The organism is Pseudomonas putida (assembly GCF_028682175.1).
Lineage (GTDB): Bacteria > Pseudomonadota > Gammaproteobacteria > Pseudomonadales > Pseudomonadaceae > Aquipseudomonas > Aquipseudomonas putida_AD.
Genome location: NZ_JANHKS010000026.1, coordinates 60,113 through 83,610 on the forward strand (window position 1 = coordinate 60,113; position 23,498 = coordinate 83,610).

The window sequence follows — 23,498 nt, forward strand, 5'->3', positions numbered from 1 at the left end:
GCCATCGTCCGGATGCGGCCCAGAGCAAGCGCGCACCTACAGGTTTGATGTCGTTCTGGATAAACTGCTTATTCACGACAAAAGGCCCGCCCATGCCGAGCAACGGACATTCCCCCTCGCGCAGCCCCGAAACGCTGCGCTCGATCCCTGCGCTGACCGACCTGCCCCGGCCGCTGTATGCCCGTGCCGAAAGCCTGAGCGCCGGGTCATGGACGCCGACCCATCGCCATGACTGGGTGCAGTTTTCCTACGCCATCAGCGGCGTACTCGGCGTGCACACCGAGCAGGGCAGTTTCTTCGCGCCGCCGCAGTGGGGCGTGTGGATTCCGGCGGGGCTGGATCACGAGGTGGTCACCTCCACCCGCGCCGAAATGCGCAGCCTCTACGTGCGCACCCAGGACTCGCTCTGGGCGCCGGGCCGTTGCCGGGTGCTGGAAGTCACGCCCCTGGCCCGGGAACTCATCAAGGCATTCTGCCTCCTGCCCCCCGATTACCCCCAGCAAGACAGCCAGGAAGCCCGCCTGGTGCAGGTGCTCCTCGACCAACTGTCCAACCTCCCCGAAGTCGGCTTCTCCCTGCCACTGCCACGCCATGCCCGGCTACTGGCACTGTGTCAGGAACTGGTCGAAGCACCCGGCCAGGACATCACGCTCACCGAGTGGGCGTCACGTTTGAGCATGTCGGAAAAAACCCTGATGCGCCTGTTCCAGCGCGAAACCGGCCTGAGCTTCAGAGGCTGGCGCCAACGAGCGAGACTGCTGGCTTCGCTCAATGCGCTGGAGGAGGGCGACAGCGTGACCAGCACCGCCCTCAATTGCGGTTATGACTCGACGTCGGCGTTCATTGCCGCCTTCAAGACCCTGTTCGGCTTCACGCCGGGGGAGCTTTTTCGGGCGTAGCCGAAGTGAACACGCACAGCGATCAGGATACCAAGCCTCTTACAGTCACCCGCGTAGACGTCGTGGTTCCACCGTTGGGAATCGACACGTTATTGCTGTCCAGCACCTGGGTGATCGCCACCACCGTCGCATTCGCCGGCACGATGAACGTGCTTGCGTTCGAGAGGCCAGGGCCGCCCGGAAAAATGACGGTATAAGTGACCTGCAAGGTTTGTCCTGCGGTCTTCACCACCTCGGCTGCGGGAATGAGAATCTGCACTACGGGGCCATTGCTGCCGGGTTGCGGATCGGTCTCGTAGCCTGCGCCCCAATGCACGATGATGTAGTCATTGACTGACATATCGTCATATCGCACATCGATACGAGCGCCATTGGTGAGAACGGCAGGATTTAAAAAGCCGTTGTTCGCATCCGGCGATGTGGGCGCTCTGAAGTTACTGGCCATGGTGTGTTTCTCCCGTTTGCAGTCAAGGATACGAGCTTGGGTTAACGGATCATTTTGATGTTGTCCCACACGGTCCAGTTTTGCTGGCCGAAGATCCGCAAGTAGCGGATCGGTGTGCCGCCATTGGCTGAATACTGCAGTGTCTGATTCCTCGGGCTTCCGGAAGGCGGCGTGGTGCCGTAAAGAAAGCGGTCGAGCTCATCCCGGAATTCGAGCGTTGTTCGCCCGTGTACTGCGCCGAGTACGTTGATCGTGACCCTATCCCATGTCTGCAACAGGTCGATCAGGATCGTCTGGACCCCCACATCGGCAATGCACACCTGCAACGCCGGGCGCTGGAACAATGCAGGGTCACCGCCCTGGCTCACCGGGTCGTACACGTCGTTGACACCTGCAGTGCCTGCGCCACTCGCGAACGAGATCAGCGTGTGAGGCGGCCGGATCGAGTTGCCTGCGCGAATGATATTGTTGCCAACCATGTCGAAAGCCTCGGTCAGTTCTACCGGCTGGTTGCGGCTCACGCTCAGTTGCAGGGTATCGGAGGTTCTGCTCACCAGTCCGACCACCACCGTGTAGTAGATCTTCACACTGCCCCCTGCCAGAGGCGTGACGTTGGCGGCAGTCGGGACAGAAAATTGTACGAAGCCAATGGTGCCGACGGTATGTTCGGCGGAGTAATGGGTCGCGTCACCTGCTGCTGTCGTGCCCTCCCAATACAGATAGATCTTGTCGTCTTTGTCCATCCCCGCATATTGCGGCACCACCACGGTCGCACCGGTGCCGGGAAGGATAGCGGGGTCGAGCACCCCGTTCTGCGCCTCGAGCACTTGCGGCCTTGCCAGCGGAGGAACAGTGCCACTGACCGTCAGCGACCGACGTCGCGAGCGCCGTACATTGTTCACTTCGTAGTAGACCACCGCGGTGCCACCGGCGATGGCCGTCACGGTCGGGTTCTGGATCTCTTTGGTAACCGGAAAGCCTTCATCGCCGGGCGTCATGTCGAATTCCACCGTCTCATCGACGCTGCTGCCACCGGCCGTCAGCCCGTGCCAGCGGATGGCGACGTGGTCTTGGGCCGTCCACGGCGAGTAGACCGGTACCACGACATGCACATTGCCGGCGCCCAGTCTCGCCAGATCAATATCTCCATTGGCATCGGCTTCGTTGATCCTGGGCGCAGGCATGATGTTCGAGCCCGCCTCGATATCGGTAACGAACGCCCGGGAGTTGAGCGACCAGTTACCGACGATGTCGCGTATGTCGTAGAAGACTTTGAGGCCCAGCATGTTGGAGTTCGCCAGAACCGTCGCCTGGCTCACATGAATCGTCAAAGGGCGGTCCAGGTCTGACTGCACCAGCGGACGACCGAAGGGGATGCGGGTTTGTCCCCAGGTCAGGGTAAGGATGTCACCCACCTCCATGTTCACCCAGTTGGGAATCGTCACTGTGATGCCGTTGGCCGAATTGGCATCCGTCACAGGATTGGGAATGTTGCGCGGCGGTTGCAGGTTGGTATTGATCGGGTCGGTGGGGTTGAGGGGAGGATTGCCAGGCACCTGGGTATTGACGATGACCGTCCTGGTGGGCGATGTGTCCGGGTTTCCACCTATCGGCGAGGCGGAGGTGTAGTAGAGGACGGCATTGTCGTTGTCCAGTATCAGGTGTGGCTGCACTCTGAAAACGATCAGCCCGGTGCCCAATTGTTCTGGCGAAATCTTGTAGGAGTCCACCACTCGGTTGTCCCAGTACAGGACCAGCGTGGTGTTGGGCTGCATCCCCAGCGCGATAGGGGCTGTGACAACCACCGGCTCCGGTGGGTTTTTCCTGAGTTCCAGTACGCCGAGCCCGCCTTTGTTTGCCTGATCGACCACGGGAATGCTGGGGCGAAACAGCGCCAGTATGCCGATGTCAGAGAGTGCGTCCATGTTGTATACCCTTCCTTGGGCGGCCTGCGCCGTGGCACATCCACCCTGCAGAATCGGCCATGGTTGAACATGGCCGATTCAGTATTGAGTGTAAAAGCGGGGCGATTCCTGGGTCAGGATTCGCCCCTGGTCGAGTCACTGCGCGGTTACGCTTCGCAGAACGGAAACTCCGTGTTGGCCAGGTCGACGATCACGCTGGAGGCGTCCGAGATACCCGACCCTCTGCTGTTGGTCAGTTTGTAGGTCCCCACCATGTAGCCCTGGCAAATGCTGCGCAGGAAGTCTCTATTCACGATGAAGTCGTAATAACCCCGCGCAAACTCCTCAGGGGAAATCGTATGATCTTGCACCAGTGGTGGCACGGGCAGATCCGCCCCTGAATCAAAGTCGACACCTTTGAGTGTGAGTTCGACGTCGTCTCCTGCGGCCATGTTCGTCAATGCAACCTGGGTCCGTACGCGCACCGGTCTTTGTGCTGTTTCACGGTCAATGATGTCATCGGCGTTCTTGTCCGGATAGGTCGGGCCGGAGAAGGGTTGGCCATCGTTGGGTTTGCCCTGGCTGGACTCCACCGGAATCAGTTTCGGCAGCGGCGCTCCTTCTTCGCGTACCGGAGGTGTATAAGGCGGTTGCAGTTCGCGCGAGATACGGTAGTTCACCGGGATATTTCCCGTCGCCTGGAAATATCCAGGAGGTACGGCCAGGCGCAATGGTTGAGCATTGTCACCCGTGGCAACAGTATAAGGAGGAGCTACGTCCGTTCCACCCCAAGTGACGGTGATGATGTCGCCGGCAACGAAAGAAGGTTGAGGGGGAGTATCGTTGGTCCGGTTACTGACGATGGCGAATGCCGTCAGGCTGAAGGCCGCTTCGGAGATGCGGTCGATGTCTCCGGTGCCACTTTCAATCACGATTTGCTTCAGGTTCGTCTCGGGATCGGGTCCGCCCGGTACTCGAAGGTCGACATTAACCTCCAGCACAGGAGATGGATAAGGCAAACCTTCACGCGAGACCGTGTACGACACGGGAAGCCGTGGATTGGAACCGGCCGTCGCGACCACAGGAAACAGCAGCTTGATGGTGGTCACGGGGTCCTGAGTGAGGTCGGCGGTGGTCAACGAATACGGCGCCGATTTCTGCCCGCCCCAGTCGACCACGATAACGTCGGCCAGATGAGGATCACGATAGATCGGAATCTGCACATCCACCCCTGCCACCGCATCGCTATAGCTCACCACGCCGTCATTGAGAAAGGCCGGCACGATCGGTGCTTCGAGCTGGGAGGGAACGTCGAGAAGAATGACTCGAATCCTCGCCGCCGGAGAGTCGAAAGAAACGTTACCCGGCTCGTCGGTGATGTTATAGCCGAAGTTGATCACGCCATCGGCCAGGGTTTCGACGTCCGACCTCTTGAAGCGCAGCTTGACCTTGCGGGTATGCACTTCGTCGGCATCGACAAGTTCGGCGGATCCCGGCAGGCGCACAATCGGGTCCGTGCCTCGCTGTATCCATGGAACCAGCACATCGTTGAGTTCAATCCCGTCGTAGTCGGAAACAGTGGTGATGAACTCGTCGTTGATGAAGTTTGCGGCGGTGATCAAAGGAGGAAGCTGTTGTTCATCGTCACCCAACAGAATCGGCAGCAACTCACCACCGGGAGCGGTGCGATCAACGATGATCGTTGTGCCGGCAGTCGGCCAGGTTGCGTTTCCGCCCAGACGGGTGGTCACCCGATAGCTGACCACGTGAGTGCCTTCCTGCGCGGTGAGTGACGCCGGTAGCTGAACGGTCCATTTGAAGTTGGGGTCCATCACATCGGCGGCCGTGATTTCGTAAAACGGCGGCACTGTGGGCACCACGTTGGAAGCATCATTGCCATCCCAGGTGATCCGGATGCGGTACGTCGCCAGCATTGTCGGCCAGCGAGGAACCTCGACTCTGATGCCAGCATCGGCTTCGGCCACCGGGATTTTCTTGCTGGCGAACTGGCCGGCGACGGTTGGCGCGCTCAGAGCCGGATCTACGGCTTTCGGGGCGGGCGCACCGGCTGGGGTCACGGGCTGGGGCCGTGCCACGGCAACGGAGAGTTTGTCTCCATATTTGAGCCTGGTTTTCAGGGGAAGGGGGGAATTGTCCATCTTTCTCATCCTCGAGGTTGGAGTCATGTTCGATAACGCTGACGTGTCTGTGTTGGCTCTACGGGCCATTGCCCATAGAGCCGCTTCAATCCTGAGCATGGGAAGGGGAACATGACTTCGTTCCATCCATGGACATTCGCGTCAGGTTTCAATTTACCGCATTCGAAGGCTAGTTCAGGCATTTGGCGCCATTTAGATTGATTGGCAATTGAGACAATAGCGATGGGCTCTAACTACATTAGTTATAGCTATTCGAAGTAATCTCTATCGCGAATCAAACTAACTCGCCAAGCGTTAAGAGCTATGTTGGCATAGGAAGGCCGTGTTTAATGCGGTTTTGATCTGTGTTGCAAGGTGGCGCGGGGTTGCCCGCTGAACTTGCTGCTCGAATGAGTGCGTACAAATGGATGATGGTTGGCGGCATTGAGGGGTGAGCTTGCAATGTAGGAAGTCTCCTACGCCGTGCGCGGACACATCCTACAGATCTTACAGACAAGTTCATGTCTACTACCGCGCTTCTTGCCTCCCGATAACTGCCCGGTTCATGACTCGCGGCAGTCAAGGATCTTAATGTGAAAAAACAACTGGTCTTTCAGTCTTTCAACCATTCATTAGCGGCAGCGGTTGTATTTCTCGCAATGAATTCATACGCCCAAGCCGGTAATATAATCCCCGATCTGGAAGTCACCATCGGCCCCGACGATCCAGTCGAGACCTGGACGCTCAACAGTGGATCGATCCTCAACACCTTGCCGGGCACCAATACGCTGAACATTACCTCGTTCGACGGTGGGACGCTGAACATGCAGGGTTCGACCGTGACCGGGGGAGCGGGCGAGGGCATCACCTTGTTCGGCTCCACCGCCACACTCGTCGACACTAACGTGACCAGCACCGGCAGCTTCGGGCTGCTCATCAACCGCAACGCCCTGTTCGGCCCTCCTTCCAGCGCCAGTGTCACCGGCGGCAGCATCAGTGGCGCCGGCGCCGGGATCTTTGCGACGTTCGAAAGCTCGGTGGTGCTCAATGGAACGGTGGTCAACGGAGCTGCGTCTGGAACCCTCGACCCACTGGTCGATGGCACCGGGATTCTCCTGACAGGCGGGAATGCCACGGTGCTCGCTGGCAGTTCCGTGACGGGGGCGAACTACGGCGTGTACATGACACACGACAGCATCGGTGGCGTGGGGGAGGGTAACAACACCCTGCTGATCGATGGATCGACCGTGACGGGTACGGCCTCAAGCGCCTTGTTCCTGGGCTCGCTGGATGCCGGCACGCCGGTCAGCGCCAACATCATCATCGCCAATGGTGCGCAACTCAATGGCGGCAACGGCCTGGCGCTGGAGGTCGGCGCAGACAGCACCGCTCAGGTCACCGTAGACAGCAGCAGATTGAACGGCGGTATCCTGGTGCAGGACGGCTCCAGTGCCACGGTACTGCTGGACAACAACTCGAGCGCGACGGGTAACATTACCAACGTCGCGGACTTCACCCTGAACAACGGCTCCAGCCTTTCAGGCAACTTGACCCGCACCACCAACCTCACCGCAAGCAACAATTCCAGCGTCAGCGGCAACGTCAGTGATGTGGAGAACTTCAACCTGACCGGCAACTCGTCGGTCACCGGTAACCTGAGCAACGTCACCAACCTGAGCCTGGACAACTCCACCTGGACCACCAACGACGGCCAGGGCGTGACCAATCTCGCCATGAATGCCGGCACGGTCAAGCTGGGTTCGGGTGATGGCACCTTCGAAACCCTGAACCTCGGCACGCTGTCGGGTAATGGCCGGTTCATCATGGACACCAACCTTGGCGCACAGCAGGGTGACCTGGTGAGCGTCTCCGGCCAAGCCAGCGGCAGCTATGACTTGCTGATCCGCAACACCGGCGTGGACCCGGTCAAGGGCGGCCCGGATCAACAGGTGGTGCACACCGGTACAGGCAGCACCGCAGGTTTTGCGGTGGTCGGCGGGCAGGTGGATTTCGGGACCTTCGCCTATGACCTGGAGCAGCGCGGCACCGACTGGTTCCTGGTGCAGAAATTCGATGACGACGGCAACCCGATCGTGACCCCCGGCACCGAGTCGGTCATCAGCCTGTTCAGCGCCGCGCCGACCGTCTGGTATGGCGAACTGAGCACCCTGCGCAGCCGCATGGGCGAATTGCGCTACGGCCAGAGCCAGGGCGGCGCCTGGACCCGCGCCTACGGCAACAAGTACAACATGTCCGCAGCTGGCGGCACCGCTTACCAGCAGAATCAGCACGGTATCTCCTTCGGTGCCGACGCACCGTTGCCGGTGTCCGACGGCCAGTGGCTGGTGGGTGTGCTGGCCGGTTACAGCCGCTCTGACCTGGACATCGCCGCAGGCACCTCCGGCCACGTCGACAGCTACTACCTGGGTGCCTACACCACCTGGCTGTCCGACAGCGGCTACTACATCGACGCCGTGATCAAGGCCAACCGCTTCAAGAACACCTCGGACGTGCGCATGAGCGATGGCGCCAAGACCGGTGGCGACTACAACACCAACGGCATCGGTGCCTCGGTCGAAGCAGGCAAGCACATCAAGCTGCAGGACGACTGGTTCGTCGAGCCCTACGCGCAACTCTCAAGCCTCTGGGTACAGGGCGCCGACTACTCGCTGGACAACGGCATGCGTGCCGACAGCAACAAGGCCGACTCTTTCCTGGGCAAGGTCGGCACCACCGTGGGCCGCAACTTCCCGCTGGACAAGGGCGGCTACGTGCAACCCTACGTGAAGGTGGCGCTGGCCCATGAATTCGCCAACAGCAACCGGGTCAAGGTCAACGACAACACTTTCAGCAACGATCTGTCCGGCAGCCGTGGCGAGCTGGGTGCAGGTATTGCTGCGCAACTGACCGACGTGCTGCAGTTGCATGCCGATGTCGATTACAGCAATGGCAAGAATATCGAGCAGCCTTGGGGCGTGAACGTGGGGGTTCGCTACAGCTGGTAACGAAGAGGCAATCATTTGCGGTAATGAAAGGGGCCGTGACAGGCCCCTTTCTTGTGTCTGGCGTTCGCTGCCGGGTGCCTGATCGACCCCATGGGTGGTCATATTCGCTCACAGCTGGCCGGCCTTCGGGTGCCTACATTGGTCTATGCTGCGCTGCGGCATGAAAGGTGCTTGCCATTATCGGCGGAACCTATGATCTGCAATCGAATCCATGACTGCATTCACCGCACCACTACTCGCAGGCTGAGGATTGCCGTATAACGAGCAACAATCGCGTGTCTGGCCACGAAGGACCCACAATAAAAGCTGATGAAGACTCCAAAACGCATTGAACCGCTGATCGAAGACGGTCTGGTAGACGAGGTGCTGCGCCCGCTCATGAGCGGTAAAGAGGCAGCTGTTTATGTGGTGCGCTGCGGCAAAGAGTTGCGCTGCGCGAAGGTTTACAAGGAGGCGAACAAACGCAGTTTTCGTCAGGCGGCCGAGTATCAGGAAGGCCGCAAGGTGCGCAACAGTCGCGATGCCCGCGCCATGGCCAAGGGCTCCAAATTCGGGCGCAAGGAAGCCGAGGATGCGTGGCAGAACGCCGAAGTTGCAGCCCTGTTCCGCCTGGCGAACGCGGGGGTGCGTGTTCCCAAGCCGTATGACTTCCTCGAAGGCGTGCTGCTCATGGAAATGGTGTCCGACGGCTACGGCGATGCGGCGCCGCGCCTCAATGACGTGACCCTGGAACCCGATCAGGCGCGCGAGTACCACGCCTTCCTGATCCAGCAAATCGTGTTGATGCTGTGTGCCGGACTGGTGCACGGTGACCTTTCCGAGTTCAACGTGCTGCTCTCGCCCGAAGGTCCGGTCATCATCGACCTGCCGCAGGCGGTGGACGCCGCAGGCAACAACCACGCCTTCAGCATGCTGGAGCGCGACGTTGGCAACATGGCCGCTTACTTCGGCCACTTTGCGCCGGAATTGAAAAAAACCCGCTATGCCAGGGAGATGTGGTCCCACTACGAAGCCGGCACGCTCTCGCCGGCCACGGTGCTGACCGGCGAGTTCGCTGACCCCGACGACGTCGCCGACGTGAACAGCGTGCTGCGCGAGATCGAGGCGGCGCAACGGGATGAAGCCCGCAGGCAGGCAGCGCGAGCGGCAGAAGATGCCCCGCGTGACAAGACCGAGGAACCGCCTCCGCCGTGGATGCAGTGATCGAGCAGTGAATGAAGCGCCGGGGATCCATGCCCCGGCGTTTTTTTTACCCGCTTCGCCGCTTCCGGCTTGCCGGCGATTGCAATCGCGAAGGCGCTGAGCGTTAAAGATTATTGACCCTCAGAATCTGTGAGTAGAAGATCTGGGTGTTGTCGAACCTTTTCAAGCTGTAGTTGAACAGCACGGGCTTACCCCGGTTCTGAGCGCGCCATGTTTCGTTGATGGCAAAGTTGATGTAGTCGCCATGGAATTCCCGTACCGCGCTTTCAACGGTGGTCAGCCCGATGAACCGCACTTGTGCGGAGTAATAGTTCTGAGCGAACTGCACGCGGATGTTGTTATTGTTCGGCGAGTTGATGGTGGGCGCATCGATGGCGCCGACATGTCCAAACACCGAAAGGGACATGGATTGTGATGTGGAAGGGCCGGCCGGTGCCCTCACCACGGTGTAGGTCATGGTCGCGTTGACCCCAATGCAGTCGATGATCTCGTACATGGAGATCTTGAACACCAAGGGCCTCGGAGGATTGGCCACAGGCTGGACTTCAGATTGCACCGTCACCCTTCGGCCCACCCACGTCAGGCGCACCGTGTCCCCTGGGTTCATCCCGTAATCGGGAATTTCGACGAAGCCGTCACCTTCCTGGGCATAGTAATTGATTTCTTCACGGTTCTGGCCCACGCCTGTTGCGCCCCGGAAATGCGGCGCCCTGAGATCCATCTGACTCGTTCCGACACTGATCACCCAGTTGTTGGACATCTGACCGTCGGCATGGGCCGTAAAGGTATGAGCGCCCGGGGCCAAGGTGGAGGTCAGGAAACTCCAGGAACCGTCAGCCTGGATGCGTACGTTGTTGGCGAGCACGATGTTGTTGTCACGAATTTCCACCGTGGTCGCGCGCAGGGAATTGTCGCTCATGGGAATTCCTTTTCATGTTGTCCAATGATGGGGAGCGTCGTTATTCACCTTGTAAAGTGAAGCGGGTTTTTCCGGGCGAAGTTATATTGATTCGCGATCAAGGTGTGTCGGCATATCGCGAGGATCGGTTGCGAACGTCGATGCCTGGTTTAAACGTCACGCACAACACCCGCCCGACTCCAGATCCTTCAATATCGGACAATCCGGCCGGTCATCTCCATGGCAATGCTGCACCAGGTCCTGCAAGGTATCGCGCAGCCCTGTCAGCTCGGCGATCTTGCGGTTGAGTTCTTCGATATGCTGTCCGGCCAGGGCCTTTACATCGGCGCTGGCGCGGCCTCTGTCTTGCCAGAGTGTGAGCAGCTTGCCGACTTCTTCCAGTGAAAACCCCATGTCCCGCGAGCGCTTGATGAAGGCCAGGGTGTGCAGGTCGTCCTTGCCGTACAGCCGGTAGCCGCTGTCGGTGCGATGGGCGGCCTGCAGCAGGCCGATGGATTCGTAGTAGCGGATCATCTTGGCGCTCAGGCCACTGGTTTTTGCGGCTTGGCCGATGTTCATTGTGGGTCTCCGTGATTTTGCGTTTGCCCGTCTGGTTTCCAGGTTTTCAGCAACAGTGCATTGCTCACCACGCTGACGCTGGATAACGCCATGGCTGCGCCTGCAAGCACCGGGTTGAGCAGGCCGAAGGCGGCCAGCGGGATGCCGATCAGGTTGTAGACGAAGGCCCAGAACAGGTTCTGGCGGATCTTGGCGTAGGTCCTGCGGCTGATGTCCAGGGCGGCGGGGATCAGGCGCGGGTCGCCGCGCATCAGGGTGATGCCTGCAGCGTGCATGGCCACGTCGGTACCGCCGCCCATGGCGATGCCCACGTCGGCGGCGGCCAGGGCCGGGGCGTCGTTGATGCCATCGCCGACCATGGCCACGACGCCGGTTTTCTTCAATGCAACCACAGTGGCGGCCTTGTCCCCGGGCAGGACTTCGGCGTGCACGTCATCGATGCCCAGCGCCTCGGCGACCACTCTGGCGCTGCCGCGATTGTCGCCGGTCAGCAAGTGGCTGCTGATGTGCCGTTGCTTGAGTTGCACGATGGCCTGCGCGGCGCCGGGCTTGAGGGTATCGCCAAAGGCGAACAGGCCGAGCACGTGGGGCTGCGGAGCGGTTTCGATCAGCCAGGAGAGCGTACGGCCTTCGGCTTCCCAATCGCTTGCGGTGCCTGCGAGGGCATCGGCAGCCAGGCCGCTTTCGTCCAGCAGGCGTTTGTTGCCCAGCGCCAGTTCGCGCCCATGCAACGTGCCGGCGATACCGCGCCCGGCGAGGGAGCGGCTGTTGCTGACGTCTTCGGGCTTGAGGTTGCGTTCAGCGCAGAGGTCCAGAACGGCCTTGGCCAGTGGGTGTTCGCTGCCCCGTTGCAGCGCTCCGGCCATCAGCAGCAATGTGTTCTCATCGGCATCGATGGCGGTCATGTGGGCGATGCGTGGTGTGCCGCTGGTCAATGTGCCGGTCTTGTCGAAGACCACTGCGCTCACCTGATGGGCACGCTCCAGCGCTTCGGCGTCCTTGATCAGGATGCCATGGCGCGCCGCGACGCCGGTTCCGGCCATGATCGCGGTCGGCGTGGCCAGCCCCAGTGCGCAAGGGCAGGCGATGACCAGCACGGCCACGGCGTTGATGATGGCAGTTTCCAGTGGCACTCCGGCCAACAACCAGCCGCCCAGCGTGGCTAGGGCAAGCAGCAGGACCACCGGCACGAACACCTGGCTGACTTTTTCCACCAGCTTCTGGATCGGGGCCTTGGCCGATTGCGCATCTTCGACCAGGCGAATGATCCGCGCCAGCACGGTTTCGCCGCCCAGGGCTTCAGTGCGCACCAGCAGACGACCTTCGCCGTTGATCGCACCGCCCGTGACCTTGTCGCCCGGCTGCTTGGGCACCGGCAGGCTCTCGCCGCTGATGAGCGCTTCGTCGGCGTGGCTCTGGCCGTCGATCACGACGCCGTCCACCGGGAAGCGTTCGCCGGGTTTGACCAGCACCTGATCGCCCAGCTTCAGCGCGCTGATCGCTACCTCTTGCTCCTGACCGTCGACCACCTGAATCGCCCGTTCCGGCCGCAAGGCTTCGAGGGCGCGGATGGCGCTGGCGGTCTGGCGCTTGGCGCTGCTTTCCAGGTATTTGCCCAGCAATACCAAAGTGATGACCACCGCCGAGGCTTCGAAATACAGGTGGGGCATGTCGTGATGGGCGCTGGCCAGCCACTGATAGACGCTCAGGCCATAACCGGCACTGGTGCCCAGCGCCACCAGCAAATCCATGTTGCCCGCGCCCGCACGCACGGCCTTGTAAGCGGCGACATAGAAGCGCGCGCCGAGGAAAAATTGCACCGGGGTTGCCAAGGCGAACTGGACCCAGGCGGGCAGCATCCACTCGATACCGAAGGGTTGCAACAGCATCGGCAGGACCAGCGGCAAGGCCAGGACGATCGCCAGCAGCAGATGCCAGCGCTCGCTGTCGTGGCGCTTGAGCTGATCGGCCTGCTGCGCGGCACGGTCCTGCTCCAGGGTTGCGCCGTAACCGGCCTTGTCCACCGCCGCGATCAGGCTGGCGGGGTCGATACGCTCCTGCACTTCGACGTGGGCGCGTTCGTTGGCAAGGTTCACTGTCGCAACCGTTACGCCGGGCACCTTGCGCAACGCACGCTCGACACGGCCTGCGCAACTGGCGCAGGTCATGCCGGTGATGGGCAGATCAAACGTCTGAGGACTGGGCATCGCGGACACTCCTTGAAGGCTATTGCCAGCAAGGATCAACCTTGCCACGTTGGCAAGGTCAAGTCCCGTTTTTCAGCGCATCAACGCACTTCGATCTGGTCCAGCGACTGCTCGGCAATGGTTCGCGCCATGTCGATCAGATGCACTACGGAAAACGCCAGATCGCGCTTGCTGCCGCTCTGAGCGTCGGCGCTTTCGTAGGCGGTAGCCTTGGCGCAGCGTAACAGCCCGGAGATCTGGGCGAGGGAGTCTTCAAGTGTGGGGTTGGGTGGGTCGGGGGTGATTTTTAGCATTTTTCATCCTGAGGTCTGGGACCACCGGCATCTTCGCTGCTAAACAAATGAAGGGTGGCGGCTTTGACAACGGGTTAGCAGACCGGGACCTCAGAACCCGGCGCACCCGAAGGTGCCCCGCGCAAAGCCACCATAGGATGGAGTGCGTTGATCTGAGTTGATTCAGGCTGCTAAACCCGATCGCTGATTCCCAGCGACGGCCGCAGATTAGCACTCAGATCGCGCTGCACAAGCGCCTGAGAGTTTCTAGGAAATGTCCTGCATAAGAAAGGGAGAAGCCTGTCAGAAAGGGGCTACAAACCGTCAGATGTGTTGCAGGAAATGGCGATTCCGAACGCCAGCGCAATCTCACCACACCCCCGTAGCAGCACGGCTTGCCGGCGGGGGCGATCTCAAGGGCGCCGTCGTCCGAATGCGGCCCAGACCAAGCGCGCTCCTACAGGAGTGAGGTAACCCGCCCGTAGCAGTCCGGCTTGCCGGCGTCGGCGATTTCGAAGACGCTGACGCCGGCAAGCCGGACTGCTACGGGACGGTGGTGTGCTTTAGATTTTGATCTTGCTCTTGATCTTTGTGCGCGATGGCACAGGCGCCGCCGAATGCGACGTTAAGGCGCCAGGCCGAGCGCAGGCGTTGTGTAGGGGGATGAGCGGCATGGATGCCGCGAAAGCCGTGCGGGCCAGGGACGGCCCATCACGGCGTGCCCCCGGAACGGCGCCGGAGTCGAGGGAAGTCCGAAGGACCCCAGCCTGTCGCCAAGACCTTTTGGTTACTTTTGGGGCGAATGCCAAAAGTGACCCGCCGTAAGGGCGGAAGGCTGATTCCGGGTCAAAATCATAAACGGATATGCTCACAAACCGCCGAACCACAGGGCGCAGCCTCACCCATCAATAATTCAACTCAGCCCGCTTGAGATACATCCCATTAGGCCCCGACGCGATCCGATACTTCAACACGTCCCCCGCATTAATATGCAGCCGCGTATTGTTCTGCGCCTCGATCCCCGGCAAACACCCCGGCGCCTGCCCCGGCAACACCCGCAGGCGCACCGACAGATCCCCCGCCGGCAGATTGAACGAACGCGACTCCTCCTGAAACAGCCGGCCTACCAACTGATCCTGCATGTAAATGCCAATCTCACAGGACGTCGCCACTTCCAGCCGCTCGCGAGAAATGATGAGCACCCCATAATCCTGATCGGCCTGTGCCCAGGATGCGCAGGCCACCAGACCGATAAAACCTGCAATGCGAAAGGCTGACCAGCCCATGGCCGATGTCTCCTGATGTACGTTGATGAAACACTTTGGCTCAGCTTTCCATGGAATACCAGCCCGGCAGAAACGCCACAAACTTGACCTTGCCATGGTGGGAAGGTGGAAGATCACGACATCTGGTCACATTTCTTCCAGCGAGGAGTCATCCGATGCAAACATTCAACGTTCAAGGCATGACCTGCGGCCACTGCGTTCGCGCGGTGACCAATGCAATCAAGGGCGAAGATCCGGCCGCCGAGGTGCAGGTTGACCTGCCCAAAGGCGAAGTGGCCGTGCAAAGCCGGTTGGCGGCGGAACAAGTGATCGGGTTGATCGAAGAAGAGGGTTACAGCGTCCAGATTGCGTGACCATCACACGAAGGGTCTGCAACCGATCTCCTGTAGGAGTGAGCTTGCTCGCGATAGCGTCGTGTCAGTGACAGATTGGTTGGCTGACCCACCGCCGTCGCGGGCAAGCGCGGTCCTACAGGTTTTGTGTTTGCCCGCGATACGGGAACGATCTGGTCAATAGTGATACCACTTCAACTCAAGCATCACCTCGTTCACCGGGGAACTCATCTGGCTGAAATCCCGTTGCGCACTGAGGCGCACGCCCAGGTTGCGCGACAATTCCCACTGCTGATTCAGACTGATCGTGCGACGCACCTCGCCGTTGGTGAAGTAGTCGCCCTTGGTTTCCAGGCTAAAATTGCCCAGTGGATTGCGCCACAGCACGCCGGTGTTGAAGCCCGCTGCCGGTGAGACGAGGGCCGAGAAGTCATTGTTGTGCTCCAGCCGCACCGTGCCCAGCGCAAAGCCCAATACGTCGTCGCCCAGTTTCCAGGTGCCGCCCGCGCCGCCGTTGACGTGGCTGACCAGATTTTCGTCGCCGTGCTTGCCCAGCACTCGCTCAAGGCCGCCAGCCACTTGCCATGACCAGGGCTTGAGCAACTCATTGCGCGGGGTCAGCGAGCGAATGGTTGCCAGGTCCAGCCGCTGCACTTGCCAGTGGCTGTCTTCGTACTGGCGCAGCTTGAGCTGCAGGATCTCGATCTGCGCGCCCAGGGGGAAGCCATAGGCGTTGTCGTTCAGGTCGTGATAGGCCATGCGCAGGCCATATTCGGCAAAGGCCTTGTCATCACGGGTGCCCACGCCCAGTTGCCAGGTGCGCGACTCATGGCCGTCTTCAGGCAGGCCGGGTCGCTCGATTTCAAGGGCCGGCGGCGGGTTGGTGCTGATGGCGCGCAGCAGGTCATAACTGCGCTGCGAGCGGGCAGGGTCACGTTCCTCGCCATTGGCGCGGTAACGCTCAAGGCGGTAGGCCGCGTCCTGAATCAACGCCCGGCGCTCCTTGGGCAGAGCAAGGTAATCATGGCTTTGCATCTGCTTCTGATCGGCGCTGACTTTCAGCACCTGCTGCTTTTCATCGTGGCTCAGGGGCTCGGCGCGGCTGAGCAACTCGCGCTCCTTGGAGGGCCGATAGTCGATCTTCTCCACCAGCCCGGCCTCCTTGACCGCGCGCACGGTGTCGGTGGGGATGGCGGTCAGGCGGAACTGCGGCGTGAGATCAAGGCTGGGGCGCGCCACTTGCAGCAGTTCCAGCAGGCGGTAGGAGCAGTTTTCGTCGAAGAAGAAATAGCCGAAGCGGATCTGCTTGAGTTCCCACACGTGCTCGACCATGCGCCGGGTTTCTTCCGGGGTCAGGTTCAGGCGGTACTCCCACAAGTCGCGGTTTTCCAGGCTGCTGTATTCGGAAAGTTTCTCCTGGTAGGGCACCAGCGCGAACAGGCCGGGGTAGCCGCCCATCAAGCCTTTCCAGGCATAGAGGATGCTGTTGTCGGAGCCTTCGATGTAGGCGCCGAAGTTGATCGCATAGCTGAGCAGGGCGGTCTTGTTGGCCTGCACGTCAGCCTGGTCGATGCGTAGCAGGGTGTGGCCGAACATCGATGAGGGGCTGTTGAGGTAGGCCGCAGGGAAGATCATCACCGTACTGTCCGGCGCTACGTCAGAAAACCACTTGTTGAACTCCTTGCAATCGACGGCAGGCAGGTCGGTCAGTTTCAGCTCGTCGCGCAGGTAACGGGTGCGGGAAGGGTAAACGCACTGCGGATGTGCATCTTCCTGCCCTGCAACGACCGGGCGGTAGATCGCCTCGAGGGTTGCGGCCAGTTCGGCCTTCGGGTCATGGGCGCCGTTTTTGGCGAGGAAGAATTTGGCATCGTCCACATAGCTGCGCCAGCCACCGAGCTTGCCGGCTTCGTAATGTCCGATGGCAATCCAGAATCTGGAGGAGGCCAGTTGCTGCAAACGATCTTGGTCGACTTGCGGTGCGGCAGACAGCGGGGCACAGACACAGAGCGCCAGCCAGGCGAGGCGTTTGAGCATAGATTGGCAACTAGTCAGATGGGATCGGAAGCAGTGAATGCCTGCCCTCTCGAAAGAGGGCAGGTTTGCGCGACTTTAGGCCTGGGTTGCGTATTTGGCCAGAGCCGGGTCGTTCTTCAGCACGTCGAGGGTGTTGGTGTGCACGTCCTCGGCAGTGGCATCAGCCTTGTTGAAGATCTGTTGGTAGTGGTCATGAGTGACTGCGGCGAAACGGGCACGATCCTGCGGTGCCACGCCGAGCACGACCGCGTAGGTGGTGAGCGCCTCGCCCTGGCCCATGGCCATGTCTTTGGAGAGTTCGTCCATCATGCCGTTCATGGCCAGCCACGACTTGCCGCCGTAGGTCAGGGCCGCGTTGGTGGAGCAGCCGTTGGTGCCTGAGGTCATGCCGAAAGTGGCGTTACCGGAGGTGCCGTTGGTGGTGGAAGCGAGGAAGTGTGCCGGGGTGCCGCGCTGCCCTTCGAACAGCATGTTGCCCCAACCGCAGTCTGGACCGCCGGGAGCTTGAGCCATGGCGTTTATGGACACAGCGGCGAAGAGAGTACCAAGAAGAATCCGTTTCATAGCTTTAGTCTCTGTTGTTTCAACCAAGGGTCGGATTCCTGGCCGAAAACAGGGCCAGGGAGGGCCGGTTTATTGATTTGTTACCGGCCGCGCAGGTTGGAGTTTAGGCAGGATCTGAACGTTCCGTGATTTATTGCGTTTTGTTGTATGCAGGCCGCGTCTTAAAAGGCTGTGGGAATGTTCATCAAGCTAAAACATATTCAGGTGTTTCCTTCCTTGCCAGTCTGGTGCGCCGAGCGCCAGAATGCCCCCATCTGCCCCGCCTGATGTAAGGATGTCCGATGCCCGATTCTGTAGCTGCCAGCCTGCGACTTGCGCCTGAGGCGCTGACCCGTCCCTTCTCCGCTGAACAGTTCAGCTTCACGACAACCAACGATCTGGAACCCTTTCGCGGCGTGCTCGGTCAGGAACGAGCGGTCGAGGCCCTGCAATTCGGGGTGGCGATGCCGCGCCCCGGCTACAACGTGTTCGTCATGGGCGAGCCTGGCACCGGTCGCTTCTCGTTCGTCAAACGCTACCTCAAGGCCGAGGGCAAGCGCATGCAGACCCCGTCGGACTGGGTCTACGTCAACAACTTCGACGAGCCCCGCGAGCCACGCGCCGTGGAGCTGCCACCGGGCAGTGCCAGCTCGTTCATGTCCGACATCAACGGGCTGGTCGACAACCTCTTGTCGACTTTTCCTGCCGTGTTCGAGCATCCGTCCTACCAGCAGAAAAAAAGCGCCATCGACCGCGCGTTCAATCAACGCTATGACCGCGCCCTGGATGTGATCGAGCGCCTGGCGCTGGAAAAAGACATCGCCCTGTACCGCGACAGCAGCAACATCGCCTTCACCCCGATGCTCGAAGGCAAGGCGCTGGACGAGGCCGAGTTTTCGCAGTTGCCGGAAGCCGAGCGCGAACGTTTTCACACCGATATCTCGGCGCTCGAAGAACGCCTGAACGAGGAACTCGCGAGCCTGCCGCAATGGAAGCGCGAGTCCAATAACCAGATGCGTCAGCTCAACGAAGAGACCATCATCCTGGCCCTGCAGCCGCTGCTGGCGCCGCTGTCGGAGCAGTACGCCGAGAACGCGGCAGTGTGCGCCTACTTGCAGGCGATGCAGGTCAACCTGCTGAAAACCGTCGTCGAGCAACTGGTCGACGACAGCAAGACCGACGCCCAGGCGCGCAAGCTGCTCGAAGAGCAATACTGCCCAAGCCTGGTGGTGGGTCACTCGGCCAGCGGCGGGGCGCCGGTGGTGTTCGAACCGCACCCGACCTACGACAACCTGTTCGGCCGTATCGAATACAGCACCGACCAGGGCGCGCTGTACACCACCTATCGCCAGCTGCGCCCCGGTGCGTTTCATCGGGCCAACGGCGGCTTCCTGATTCTGGAAGCCGAGAAGATGCTCAGCGAGCCGTTCGTGTGGGACGCCCTCAAGCGCTCGCTGCAATCGCGCAAGCTGAAAATGGAATCGCCGCTGGGCGAGCTGGGCCGCATTGCCACCGTAACCCTGACCCCGCAGACCATCCCGCTGCAGGTCAAGGTCATCATCATTGGCGCGCGGTCGCTGTACTACACGCTGCAGGACCTGGATCCGGACTTCCAGGAGATGTTCCGGGTGCTGGTGGACTTCGACGAAGACATCCCGATGGTCGACGAGAGCCTGGAGCAGTTCGCCCAGTTGCTCAAGACGCGCACCTCCGAAGAAGGCATGGCGCCGCTGACCGCCGATGCGGTGGCGCGCCTTGCGACCTACAGCGCACGATTGGCCGAGCATCAGGGGCGGTTGTCGGCGCGCATCGGTGACCTGTTCCAGTTGGTCAGCGAGGCGGATTTCATTCGCAGCCTGGCTAACGATGAGCGCACGGACGCCGGTCACATCGAGCGCGCGCTCAAGGCCAAGGCCACGCGCACCGGTCGGGTGTCGGCGCGGATTCTGGACGACATGCTCGCCGGCATCATCCTCATCGACACCGCAGGCGCTGCTGTCGGCAAGTGCAACGGCCTGACAGTGCTGGAAGTCGGCGACTCGGCGTTCGGTGTGCCGGCGCGGATTTCCGCCACGGTCTATCCGGGCGGCAGCGGCATCGTCGACATCGAGCGTGAGGTCAACCTCGGCCAGCCGATTCACTCCAAGGGTGTGATGATCCTTACCGGCTACCTGGGCAGCCGTTACGCGCAGGAATTTCCGTTGGCGATTTCCGCGAGCATCGCGCTGGAGCAGTCCTACGGTTACGTGGACGGTGACAGCGCCTCGCTTGGCGAGGTGTGCACGCTGATCTCGGCCCTGTCGAAAACGCCGCTCAAGCAGTGTTTCGCCATCACCGGCTCCATCAACCAGTTTGGTGAAGTGCAGGCGGTGGGCGGGGTCAACGAGAAGATCGAAGGCTTCTTCAGGCTCTGCGAAGCCCGAGGCCTGACCGGCGATCAGGGCGCGATCATCCCGCAGGCCAACGTGGCAACCCTGATGCTCGACGAGCGCGTGCTGCAAGCGGTGCGTGCCGGGCAGTTCCACGTGTACGCCGTGCGTCAGGTGGACGAAGCCCTCAGCCTGCTGGTGGGCGAAGCGGTTGGCGAGGTGGACGAGGAAGGCCAGTTCCCGGAAAACTCGGTCAACGGGCGGGTGGTGGATCGCCTGCGCGACATCGCTGAAATGCTCAGTGACGAGGACCTCAAAGAGCTCGAAAAAGAGGCGCCACAATTACAGCCCGAACTGAAAAGTTGAGTGTTTGACGTCAACTAAACAGGGCGCCTGATGGCCAAATGACCATTCGGCGCCCTTTTTTGTTTTCACTCTTTTCCTTGAGGGTATTTGTTCGTTATTGTCGCGTTACAGCAGTTGTCAAAAGGACTGACGCGTTTCCTGGCCTGTTCAAGGAAATGAATACTGCAATCAATGAGGAGCTCGCCATGCCGCGCAGCCTCTGTCTTACTCGCCAATGCCTGGGTCTGGTGACCCGTATCGAATGTGTGATTCGCCCTCTGTCTGGTGACAACGGTATGTGGACACTGTTGTTTGCCGCCGGGATGTCCGGGGAGCAGCCTTCCGCGTTAAAAGCCCAAGGCCCGTTTCACGGTCCGGTCGCTGCCGAGTCGGTGCTTGACGCGATTGCAGAAAGCCTTGCGCTGCATGGCTATCAGACCGCAGAAGAGATACCGATCTGGAGCCTGCACCTGCAAGGCGAGCTGCGACGGATCAACGGCTCGACTCACAACCAGCGAACCTCTCCCGCCCACTGACAACTTGCCTCGACGAAGGCCACGTCTGTTATTCCTGCACGGCAGGGCTGTAGCGTGGAATTCGTCGAGTACTGCATCAGCCTTCCTCTCAAGTTAATTGTTTCAAGTCTTGTCGCGAGCGCTTGTGTGTCACGGCCTTCGCCCTATACTCGCGGGCTTTCAATCAACTGTGAGTTTCAATGGAACGTTTTATCGAAAATGCCATGTACGCATCGCGCTGGTTGCTGGCGCCGATTTACATTGGTTTGTCGCTGGGCCTGCTGGCGCTGGCGCTGAAGTTCTTTCAGGAAATCTTCCACGTCATCCCCAACGTTTTTTCGCTGGCCGAATCGGACCTGATCCTGGTACTGCTGTCGCTGATCGACATGGCGCTGGTGGGCGGCCTGCTGGTGATGGTGATGATCTCCGGCTACGAAAACTTCGTCTCGGAACTGAACATCGACGAGGGTAAAGAGAAGCTCAGTTGGCTGGGCAAGATGGACTCTTCGTCGTTGAAGATGAAGGTCGCGGCGTCCATCGTTGCGATTTCGTCGATCCACCTGCTGCGGGTGTTCATGGACGCCAAGAACATCGAGCCGCAATACCTGATGTGGTACGTGATCATTCACATGACTTTCGTCGTATCGGCGTTTGCGATGGGTTATCTGGACAAGCTGACCAAGCATTGATCCAGCTTGCCCCCTGTAGGAGCGCGCTTGCCCGCGACGGCGGTGTGTCAGCCACATTGATGTTGGCCTACCCCCGTCCCGTAGCAGCACGGCTTGCCGGCGGGAGCGGTGGATCAGTGACAGATGCGTGTCTGACACGACGCCCCCGCCGGCAAGCCGTGCTGCTACGGTCGGTGTTGCCAACCAAATAGACCAGCGGCACCGCCGGCCCCTTGATCTGCGGCCAGACTGGGCGAAACTTGTAGTTCGCTCACAGAAGTCCGAGATCGACGAGGGTCCTCTCATGAATCTACAGGAACTCACCGCCCACGCCAGCGCAGGGCATATCGACGAGCTGAATCTGATCTCCATGGAAGGCGGCATTTATCTGCTCGAAGCGCGGATGCACGGCGCGGCGCACCCCTTGAACGATGCCCACGGCAAGACCTTGCACTTGCGCTCGGTCGAGCACGCCCGGGATGTGCTGCACGCGATCACCCCGATGCCGTTCAATCTGGTTCACGCCGTGGTGCACGACGAGATGTGCGGCATCCGTGATGACGAAGAACAGACCGTGCGGGTGCCGATGTCGATTCGTTCGGCCTGGTAGTCATTACCTCGGTTTTCAGCTTGTGCTAGGCTGCTCGGCCTTTTAGTTCAGGGTGCCTGCGGGTGCCCTTCAACGGAGCAGCACCATGTCCGAAGTCAATCTGTCCACCGACGAAACCCGCGTCAGCTACGGCATTGGTCGTCAGCTGGGCGACCAACTGCGCGACAACCCGCCACCGGGTGTCAGCCTGGATGCCATCCTCGCCGGCCTGACCGATGCGTTCGGTGGTGTCCCGAGCCGCGTCAGCCAGGAAGAAATGGCTGCAAGCTTCAAAGTCATTCGTGAAATCATGCAGGCAGAAGCTGCCGCCAAGGCCGAAGCCGCTGCCGGTGCTGGCAAAGAGTACCTGGCTGAAAACGCCAAGCGCGAAGGCGTGACTACTCTGGCCTCGGGCCTGCAGTACGAAGTGATCACTTCCGGCGAAGGCGCTCAGCCAAGCCGCGAAAGCAACGTGCGCACCCACTACCACGGCATGCTGATCGACGGCACCGTGTTCGACAGCTCCTACGATCGTGGCGAGCCTGCCGAATTCCCGGTCGGCGGCGTGATCGCCGGCTGGACCGAAGCCCTGCAACTGATGAAAGCCGGCAGCAAATGGCGCCTGCACGTTCCTAGCGAACTGGCCTACGGCGCACAAGGCGTTGGCAGCATCCCGCCGCACAGCGTGCTGGTGTTCGACGTAGAGCTGCTCGACGTACTGTAAGCAGCTTTAAGCGGCAAGTTGCAAGCTGCAAGTCAAAGCGGCTCTTTGCTGACTGGCGCTAAGCGTTCAGTCAGTGACGAACAGCTTGAGGCTTGAAGCTTGCAACTTGTAGCTGCTCTACGCAGGCCGGGCGCAATGCTCGGGCATAGCAGAACAGAAACAGGCTGCGCACCATCTCCTTTTGCACACCCGGCTCCGATGAGCTGAGGCTGTGGACGTCCAGGTCACCCTGGTCGCGCAATTCATCCAGAGCGTCTTCTTCCAGCACGGCACAGACCTCACCGGTTTCACGGTGCAGGATGCGCAGGTAAGGGTGTGGGCGATCCAGCCACGCATCGATCAGGTAAGTCATGTTCGTTCTCCTTGAAAGGCTTTCAATGAGAATAATTCTTATCTGAAGAATAGCAAGGATCTATTTGAGATTAATTCGCATTTTGATGCAGCGTTGACGCGGTCCCGTAGCAGCACGGCTTGCCGGCGGGGGCGGTGTGTCAGACACACATTTGTCACTGATCCACCGCTCCCGCCGGCAAGCCGTGC

Annotated in this window: 20 protein-coding genes; 9 read left to right on the forward strand and 11 right to left on the reverse strand. The window is 60.5% G+C overall.

The genetic code is table 11. The features are described from left to right. Positions 1 to 92 precede the first annotated feature (92 nt). Complete coding sequence (locus tag NPS29_RS18115; protein WP_274134115.1) at positions 93 to 899, forward strand: AraC family transcriptional regulator; 807 nt, start codon at positions 93 to 95, stop codon at positions 897 to 899. A 22-nt stretch (positions 900 to 921) separates the two neighbouring features. Here the strand turns inward: NPS29_RS18115 and NPS29_RS18120 are convergent, their stop codons facing one another. The 3 genes from NPS29_RS18120 to NPS29_RS18130 all read right to left on the reverse strand — a co-directional run bounded on the left by NPS29_RS18120 (position 922) and on the right by NPS29_RS18130 (position 5,407). Next, positions 922 to 1,344 carry a hypothetical protein gene (locus NPS29_RS18120; protein WP_274134116.1) on the reverse strand — a complete coding sequence of 141 codons (423 nt, stop codon included), beginning with the start codon at positions 1,342 to 1,344 and terminating at the stop codon, positions 922 to 924. A 41-nt stretch (positions 1,345 to 1,385) separates the two neighbouring features. Further along, positions 1,386 to 3,269: a hypothetical protein gene (locus NPS29_RS18125; protein WP_274134117.1), complete on the reverse strand. Its 1,884-nt coding sequence runs from the start codon at positions 3,267 to 3,269 to the stop codon at positions 1,386 to 1,388. Between the two features lie 146 nt (positions 3,270 to 3,415). Then, a complete protein-coding gene (locus tag NPS29_RS18130; RefSeq protein WP_274134118.1) occupies positions 3,416 to 5,407 on the reverse strand; it encodes a hypothetical protein in 1,992 nt (663 codons plus the stop codon). A gap of 638 nt (positions 5,408 to 6,045) precedes the next feature. Between NPS29_RS18130 and NPS29_RS18135 the strand changes: the two genes are divergently transcribed. Together NPS29_RS18135 and NPS29_RS18140 are read left to right on the forward strand one after the other, a co-directional pair. Continuing rightward, positions 6,046 to 8,391 carry an autotransporter outer membrane beta-barrel domain-containing protein gene (locus NPS29_RS18135; protein ID WP_274134119.1) on the forward strand — a complete coding sequence of 782 codons (2,346 nt, stop codon included), beginning with the start codon at positions 6,046 to 6,048 and terminating at the stop codon, positions 8,389 to 8,391. A 309-nt stretch (positions 8,392 to 8,700) separates the two neighbouring features. Next, a complete protein-coding gene (locus tag NPS29_RS18140) occupies positions 8,701 to 9,594 on the forward strand; it encodes a PA4780 family RIO1-like protein kinase (protein ID WP_274134120.1) in 894 nt (297 codons plus the stop codon). A 103-nt stretch (positions 9,595 to 9,697) separates the two neighbouring features. Here NPS29_RS18140 and NPS29_RS18145 read toward each other — a convergent pair whose 3' ends face one another. The 5 genes from NPS29_RS18145 to NPS29_RS18165 form a co-directional block, all read right to left on the reverse strand. After that, entirely contained in the window at positions 9,698 to 10,513 is an 816-nt protein-coding gene (locus NPS29_RS18145; RefSeq protein WP_274134121.1) for an Ig-like domain-containing protein, read from the reverse strand. A gap of 156 nt (positions 10,514 to 10,669) precedes the next feature. After that, positions 10,670 to 11,071 carry a Cu(I)-responsive transcriptional regulator gene (gene cueR / locus NPS29_RS18150; protein WP_274134122.1) on the reverse strand — a complete coding sequence of 134 codons (402 nt, stop codon included), beginning with the start codon at positions 11,069 to 11,071 and terminating at the stop codon, positions 10,670 to 10,672. Continuing rightward, positions 11,068 to 13,278 (reverse strand): heavy metal translocating P-type ATPase, encoded by a 2,211-nt coding sequence (locus NPS29_RS18155; protein WP_274134123.1) that lies wholly within the window; start codon positions 13,276 to 13,278, stop codon positions 11,068 to 11,070. The genes cueR and NPS29_RS18155 overlap by 4 nt, the downstream gene beginning before the upstream one ends. Before the next feature lie 80 nt (positions 13,279 to 13,358). Beyond that, the gene (locus NPS29_RS18160; RefSeq protein ID WP_274134124.1) at positions 13,359 to 13,571 is read right to left on the reverse strand and encodes a DUF6124 family protein; all 213 of its coding nucleotides are present in this window, start codon (positions 13,569 to 13,571) and stop codon (positions 13,359 to 13,361) included. An 884-nt stretch (positions 13,572 to 14,455) separates the two neighbouring features. Then, entirely contained in the window at positions 14,456 to 14,836 is a 381-nt protein-coding gene (locus tag NPS29_RS18165; protein ID WP_274134125.1) for a hypothetical protein, read from the reverse strand. A 155-nt stretch (positions 14,837 to 14,991) separates the two neighbouring features. On the opposite strand from NPS29_RS18165, the gene NPS29_RS18170 reads away from it, so the two are divergent. Then, the gene (locus NPS29_RS18170; RefSeq protein WP_274134126.1) at positions 14,992 to 15,189 is read left to right on the forward strand and encodes a heavy-metal-associated domain-containing protein; all 198 of its coding nucleotides are present in this window, start codon (positions 14,992 to 14,994) and stop codon (positions 15,187 to 15,189) included. Between the two features lie 156 nt (positions 15,190 to 15,345). Here the strand turns inward: NPS29_RS18170 and NPS29_RS18175 are convergent, their stop codons facing one another. Together NPS29_RS18175 and NPS29_RS18180 are read right to left on the reverse strand one after the other, a co-directional pair. Then, the gene (locus tag NPS29_RS18175) at positions 15,346 to 17,205 is read right to left on the reverse strand and encodes a DUF4105 domain-containing protein (protein ID WP_274134127.1); all 1,860 of its coding nucleotides are present in this window, start codon (positions 17,203 to 17,205) and stop codon (positions 15,346 to 15,348) included. 75 nt (positions 17,206 to 17,280) lie between these two features. Beyond that, entirely contained in the window at positions 17,281 to 17,769 is a 489-nt protein-coding gene (locus tag NPS29_RS18180; RefSeq protein WP_274134128.1) for a DUF3015 domain-containing protein, read from the reverse strand. A 281-nt stretch (positions 17,770 to 18,050) separates the two neighbouring features. Between NPS29_RS18180 and NPS29_RS18185 the strand changes: the two genes are divergently transcribed. From NPS29_RS18185 to NPS29_RS18205, 5 genes are all read left to right on the forward strand, one after another. After that, positions 18,051 to 20,483, forward strand: coding sequence for a Lon protease family protein (locus NPS29_RS18185; RefSeq protein WP_274134129.1), 2,433 nt, complete (start codon positions 18,051 to 18,053; stop codon positions 20,481 to 20,483). A gap of 185 nt (positions 20,484 to 20,668) precedes the next feature. Beyond that, complete coding sequence (locus NPS29_RS18190) at positions 20,669 to 20,998, forward strand: hypothetical protein (protein WP_274134130.1); 330 nt, start codon at positions 20,669 to 20,671, stop codon at positions 20,996 to 20,998. Positions 20,999 to 21,177: 179 nt separating this feature from the next. Continuing rightward, complete coding sequence (locus NPS29_RS18195; protein ID WP_274134131.1) at positions 21,178 to 21,666, forward strand: TIGR00645 family protein; 489 nt, start codon at positions 21,178 to 21,180, stop codon at positions 21,664 to 21,666. 283 nt (positions 21,667 to 21,949) lie between these two features. Further along, a complete protein-coding gene (locus NPS29_RS18200) occupies positions 21,950 to 22,255 on the forward strand; it encodes a DUF6482 family protein (RefSeq protein ID WP_274134132.1) in 306 nt (101 codons plus the stop codon). A gap of 85 nt (positions 22,256 to 22,340) precedes the next feature. Then, positions 22,341 to 22,958, forward strand: coding sequence for an FKBP-type peptidyl-prolyl cis-trans isomerase (locus NPS29_RS18205; protein WP_274134133.1), 618 nt, complete (start codon positions 22,341 to 22,343; stop codon positions 22,956 to 22,958). Positions 22,959 to 23,028: 70 nt separating this feature from the next. Here NPS29_RS18205 and NPS29_RS18210 read toward each other — a convergent pair whose 3' ends face one another. Beyond that, positions 23,029 to 23,310 carry a hypothetical protein gene (locus NPS29_RS18210; protein ID WP_274134134.1) on the reverse strand — a complete coding sequence of 94 codons (282 nt, stop codon included), beginning with the start codon at positions 23,308 to 23,310 and terminating at the stop codon, positions 23,029 to 23,031. Positions 23,311 to 23,498: the final 188 nt, after the last annotated feature.

Coding starts and splice junctions, on each gene's coding strand:
- NPS29_RS18130 (WP_274134118.1), bottom strand. CDS start 5,407: ATGGACAATTCCCCCCTTCCCCTGAAAACCAGGCTCAAATATGGAGAC.
- NPS29_RS18185 (WP_274134129.1), top strand. CDS start 18,051: ATGCCCGATTCTGTAGCTGCCAGCCTGCGACTTGCGCCTGAGGCGCTG.
- NPS29_RS18155 (WP_274134123.1), bottom strand. CDS start 13,278: ATGCCCAGTCCTCAGACGTTTGATCTGCCCATCACCGGCATGACCTGC.
- NPS29_RS18175 (WP_274134127.1), bottom strand. CDS start 17,205: ATGCTCAAACGCCTCGCCTGGCTGGCGCTCTGTGTCTGTGCCCCGCTG.
- NPS29_RS18180 (WP_274134128.1), bottom strand. CDS start 17,769: ATGAAACGGATTCTTCTTGGTACTCTCTTCGCCGCTGTGTCCATAAAC.
- NPS29_RS18205 (WP_274134133.1), top strand. CDS start 22,341: ATGTCCGAAGTCAATCTGTCCACCGACGAAACCCGCGTCAGCTACGGC.
- NPS29_RS18165 (WP_274134125.1), bottom strand. CDS start 14,836: ATGGGCTGGTCAGCCTTTCGCATTGCAGGTTTTATCGGTCTGGTGGCC.
- NPS29_RS18195 (WP_274134131.1), top strand. CDS start 21,178: ATGGAACGTTTTATCGAAAATGCCATGTACGCATCGCGCTGGTTGCTG.
- NPS29_RS18170 (WP_274134126.1), top strand. CDS start 14,992: ATGCAAACATTCAACGTTCAAGGCATGACCTGCGGCCACTGCGTTCGC.
- NPS29_RS18135 (WP_274134119.1), top strand. CDS start 6,046: ATGAATTCATACGCCCAAGCCGGTAATATAATCCCCGATCTGGAAGTC.
- cueR (WP_274134122.1), bottom strand. CDS start 11,071: ATGAACATCGGCCAAGCCGCAAAAACCAGTGGCCTGAGCGCCAAGATG.
- NPS29_RS18190 (WP_274134130.1), top strand. CDS start 20,669: ATGCCGCGCAGCCTCTGTCTTACTCGCCAATGCCTGGGTCTGGTGACC.
- NPS29_RS18120 (WP_274134116.1), bottom strand. CDS start 1,344: ATGGCCAGTAACTTCAGAGCGCCCACATCGCCGGATGCGAACAACGGC.
- NPS29_RS18145 (WP_274134121.1), bottom strand. CDS start 10,513: ATGAGCGACAATTCCCTGCGCGCGACCACGGTGGAAATTCGTGACAAC.
- NPS29_RS18115 (WP_274134115.1), top strand. CDS start 93: ATGCCGAGCAACGGACATTCCCCCTCGCGCAGCCCCGAAACGCTGCGC.
- NPS29_RS18125 (WP_274134117.1), bottom strand. CDS start 3,269: ATGGACGCACTCTCTGACATCGGCATACTGGCGCTGTTTCGCCCCAGC.
- NPS29_RS18140 (WP_274134120.1), top strand. CDS start 8,701: ATGAAGACTCCAAAACGCATTGAACCGCTGATCGAAGACGGTCTGGTA.
- NPS29_RS18210 (WP_274134134.1), bottom strand. CDS start 23,310: ATGACTTACCTGATCGATGCGTGGCTGGATCGCCCACACCCTTACCTG.
- NPS29_RS18200 (WP_274134132.1), top strand. CDS start 21,950: ATGAATCTACAGGAACTCACCGCCCACGCCAGCGCAGGGCATATCGAC.
- NPS29_RS18160 (WP_274134124.1), bottom strand. CDS start 13,571: ATGCTAAAAATCACCCCCGACCCACCCAACCCCACACTTGAAGACTCC.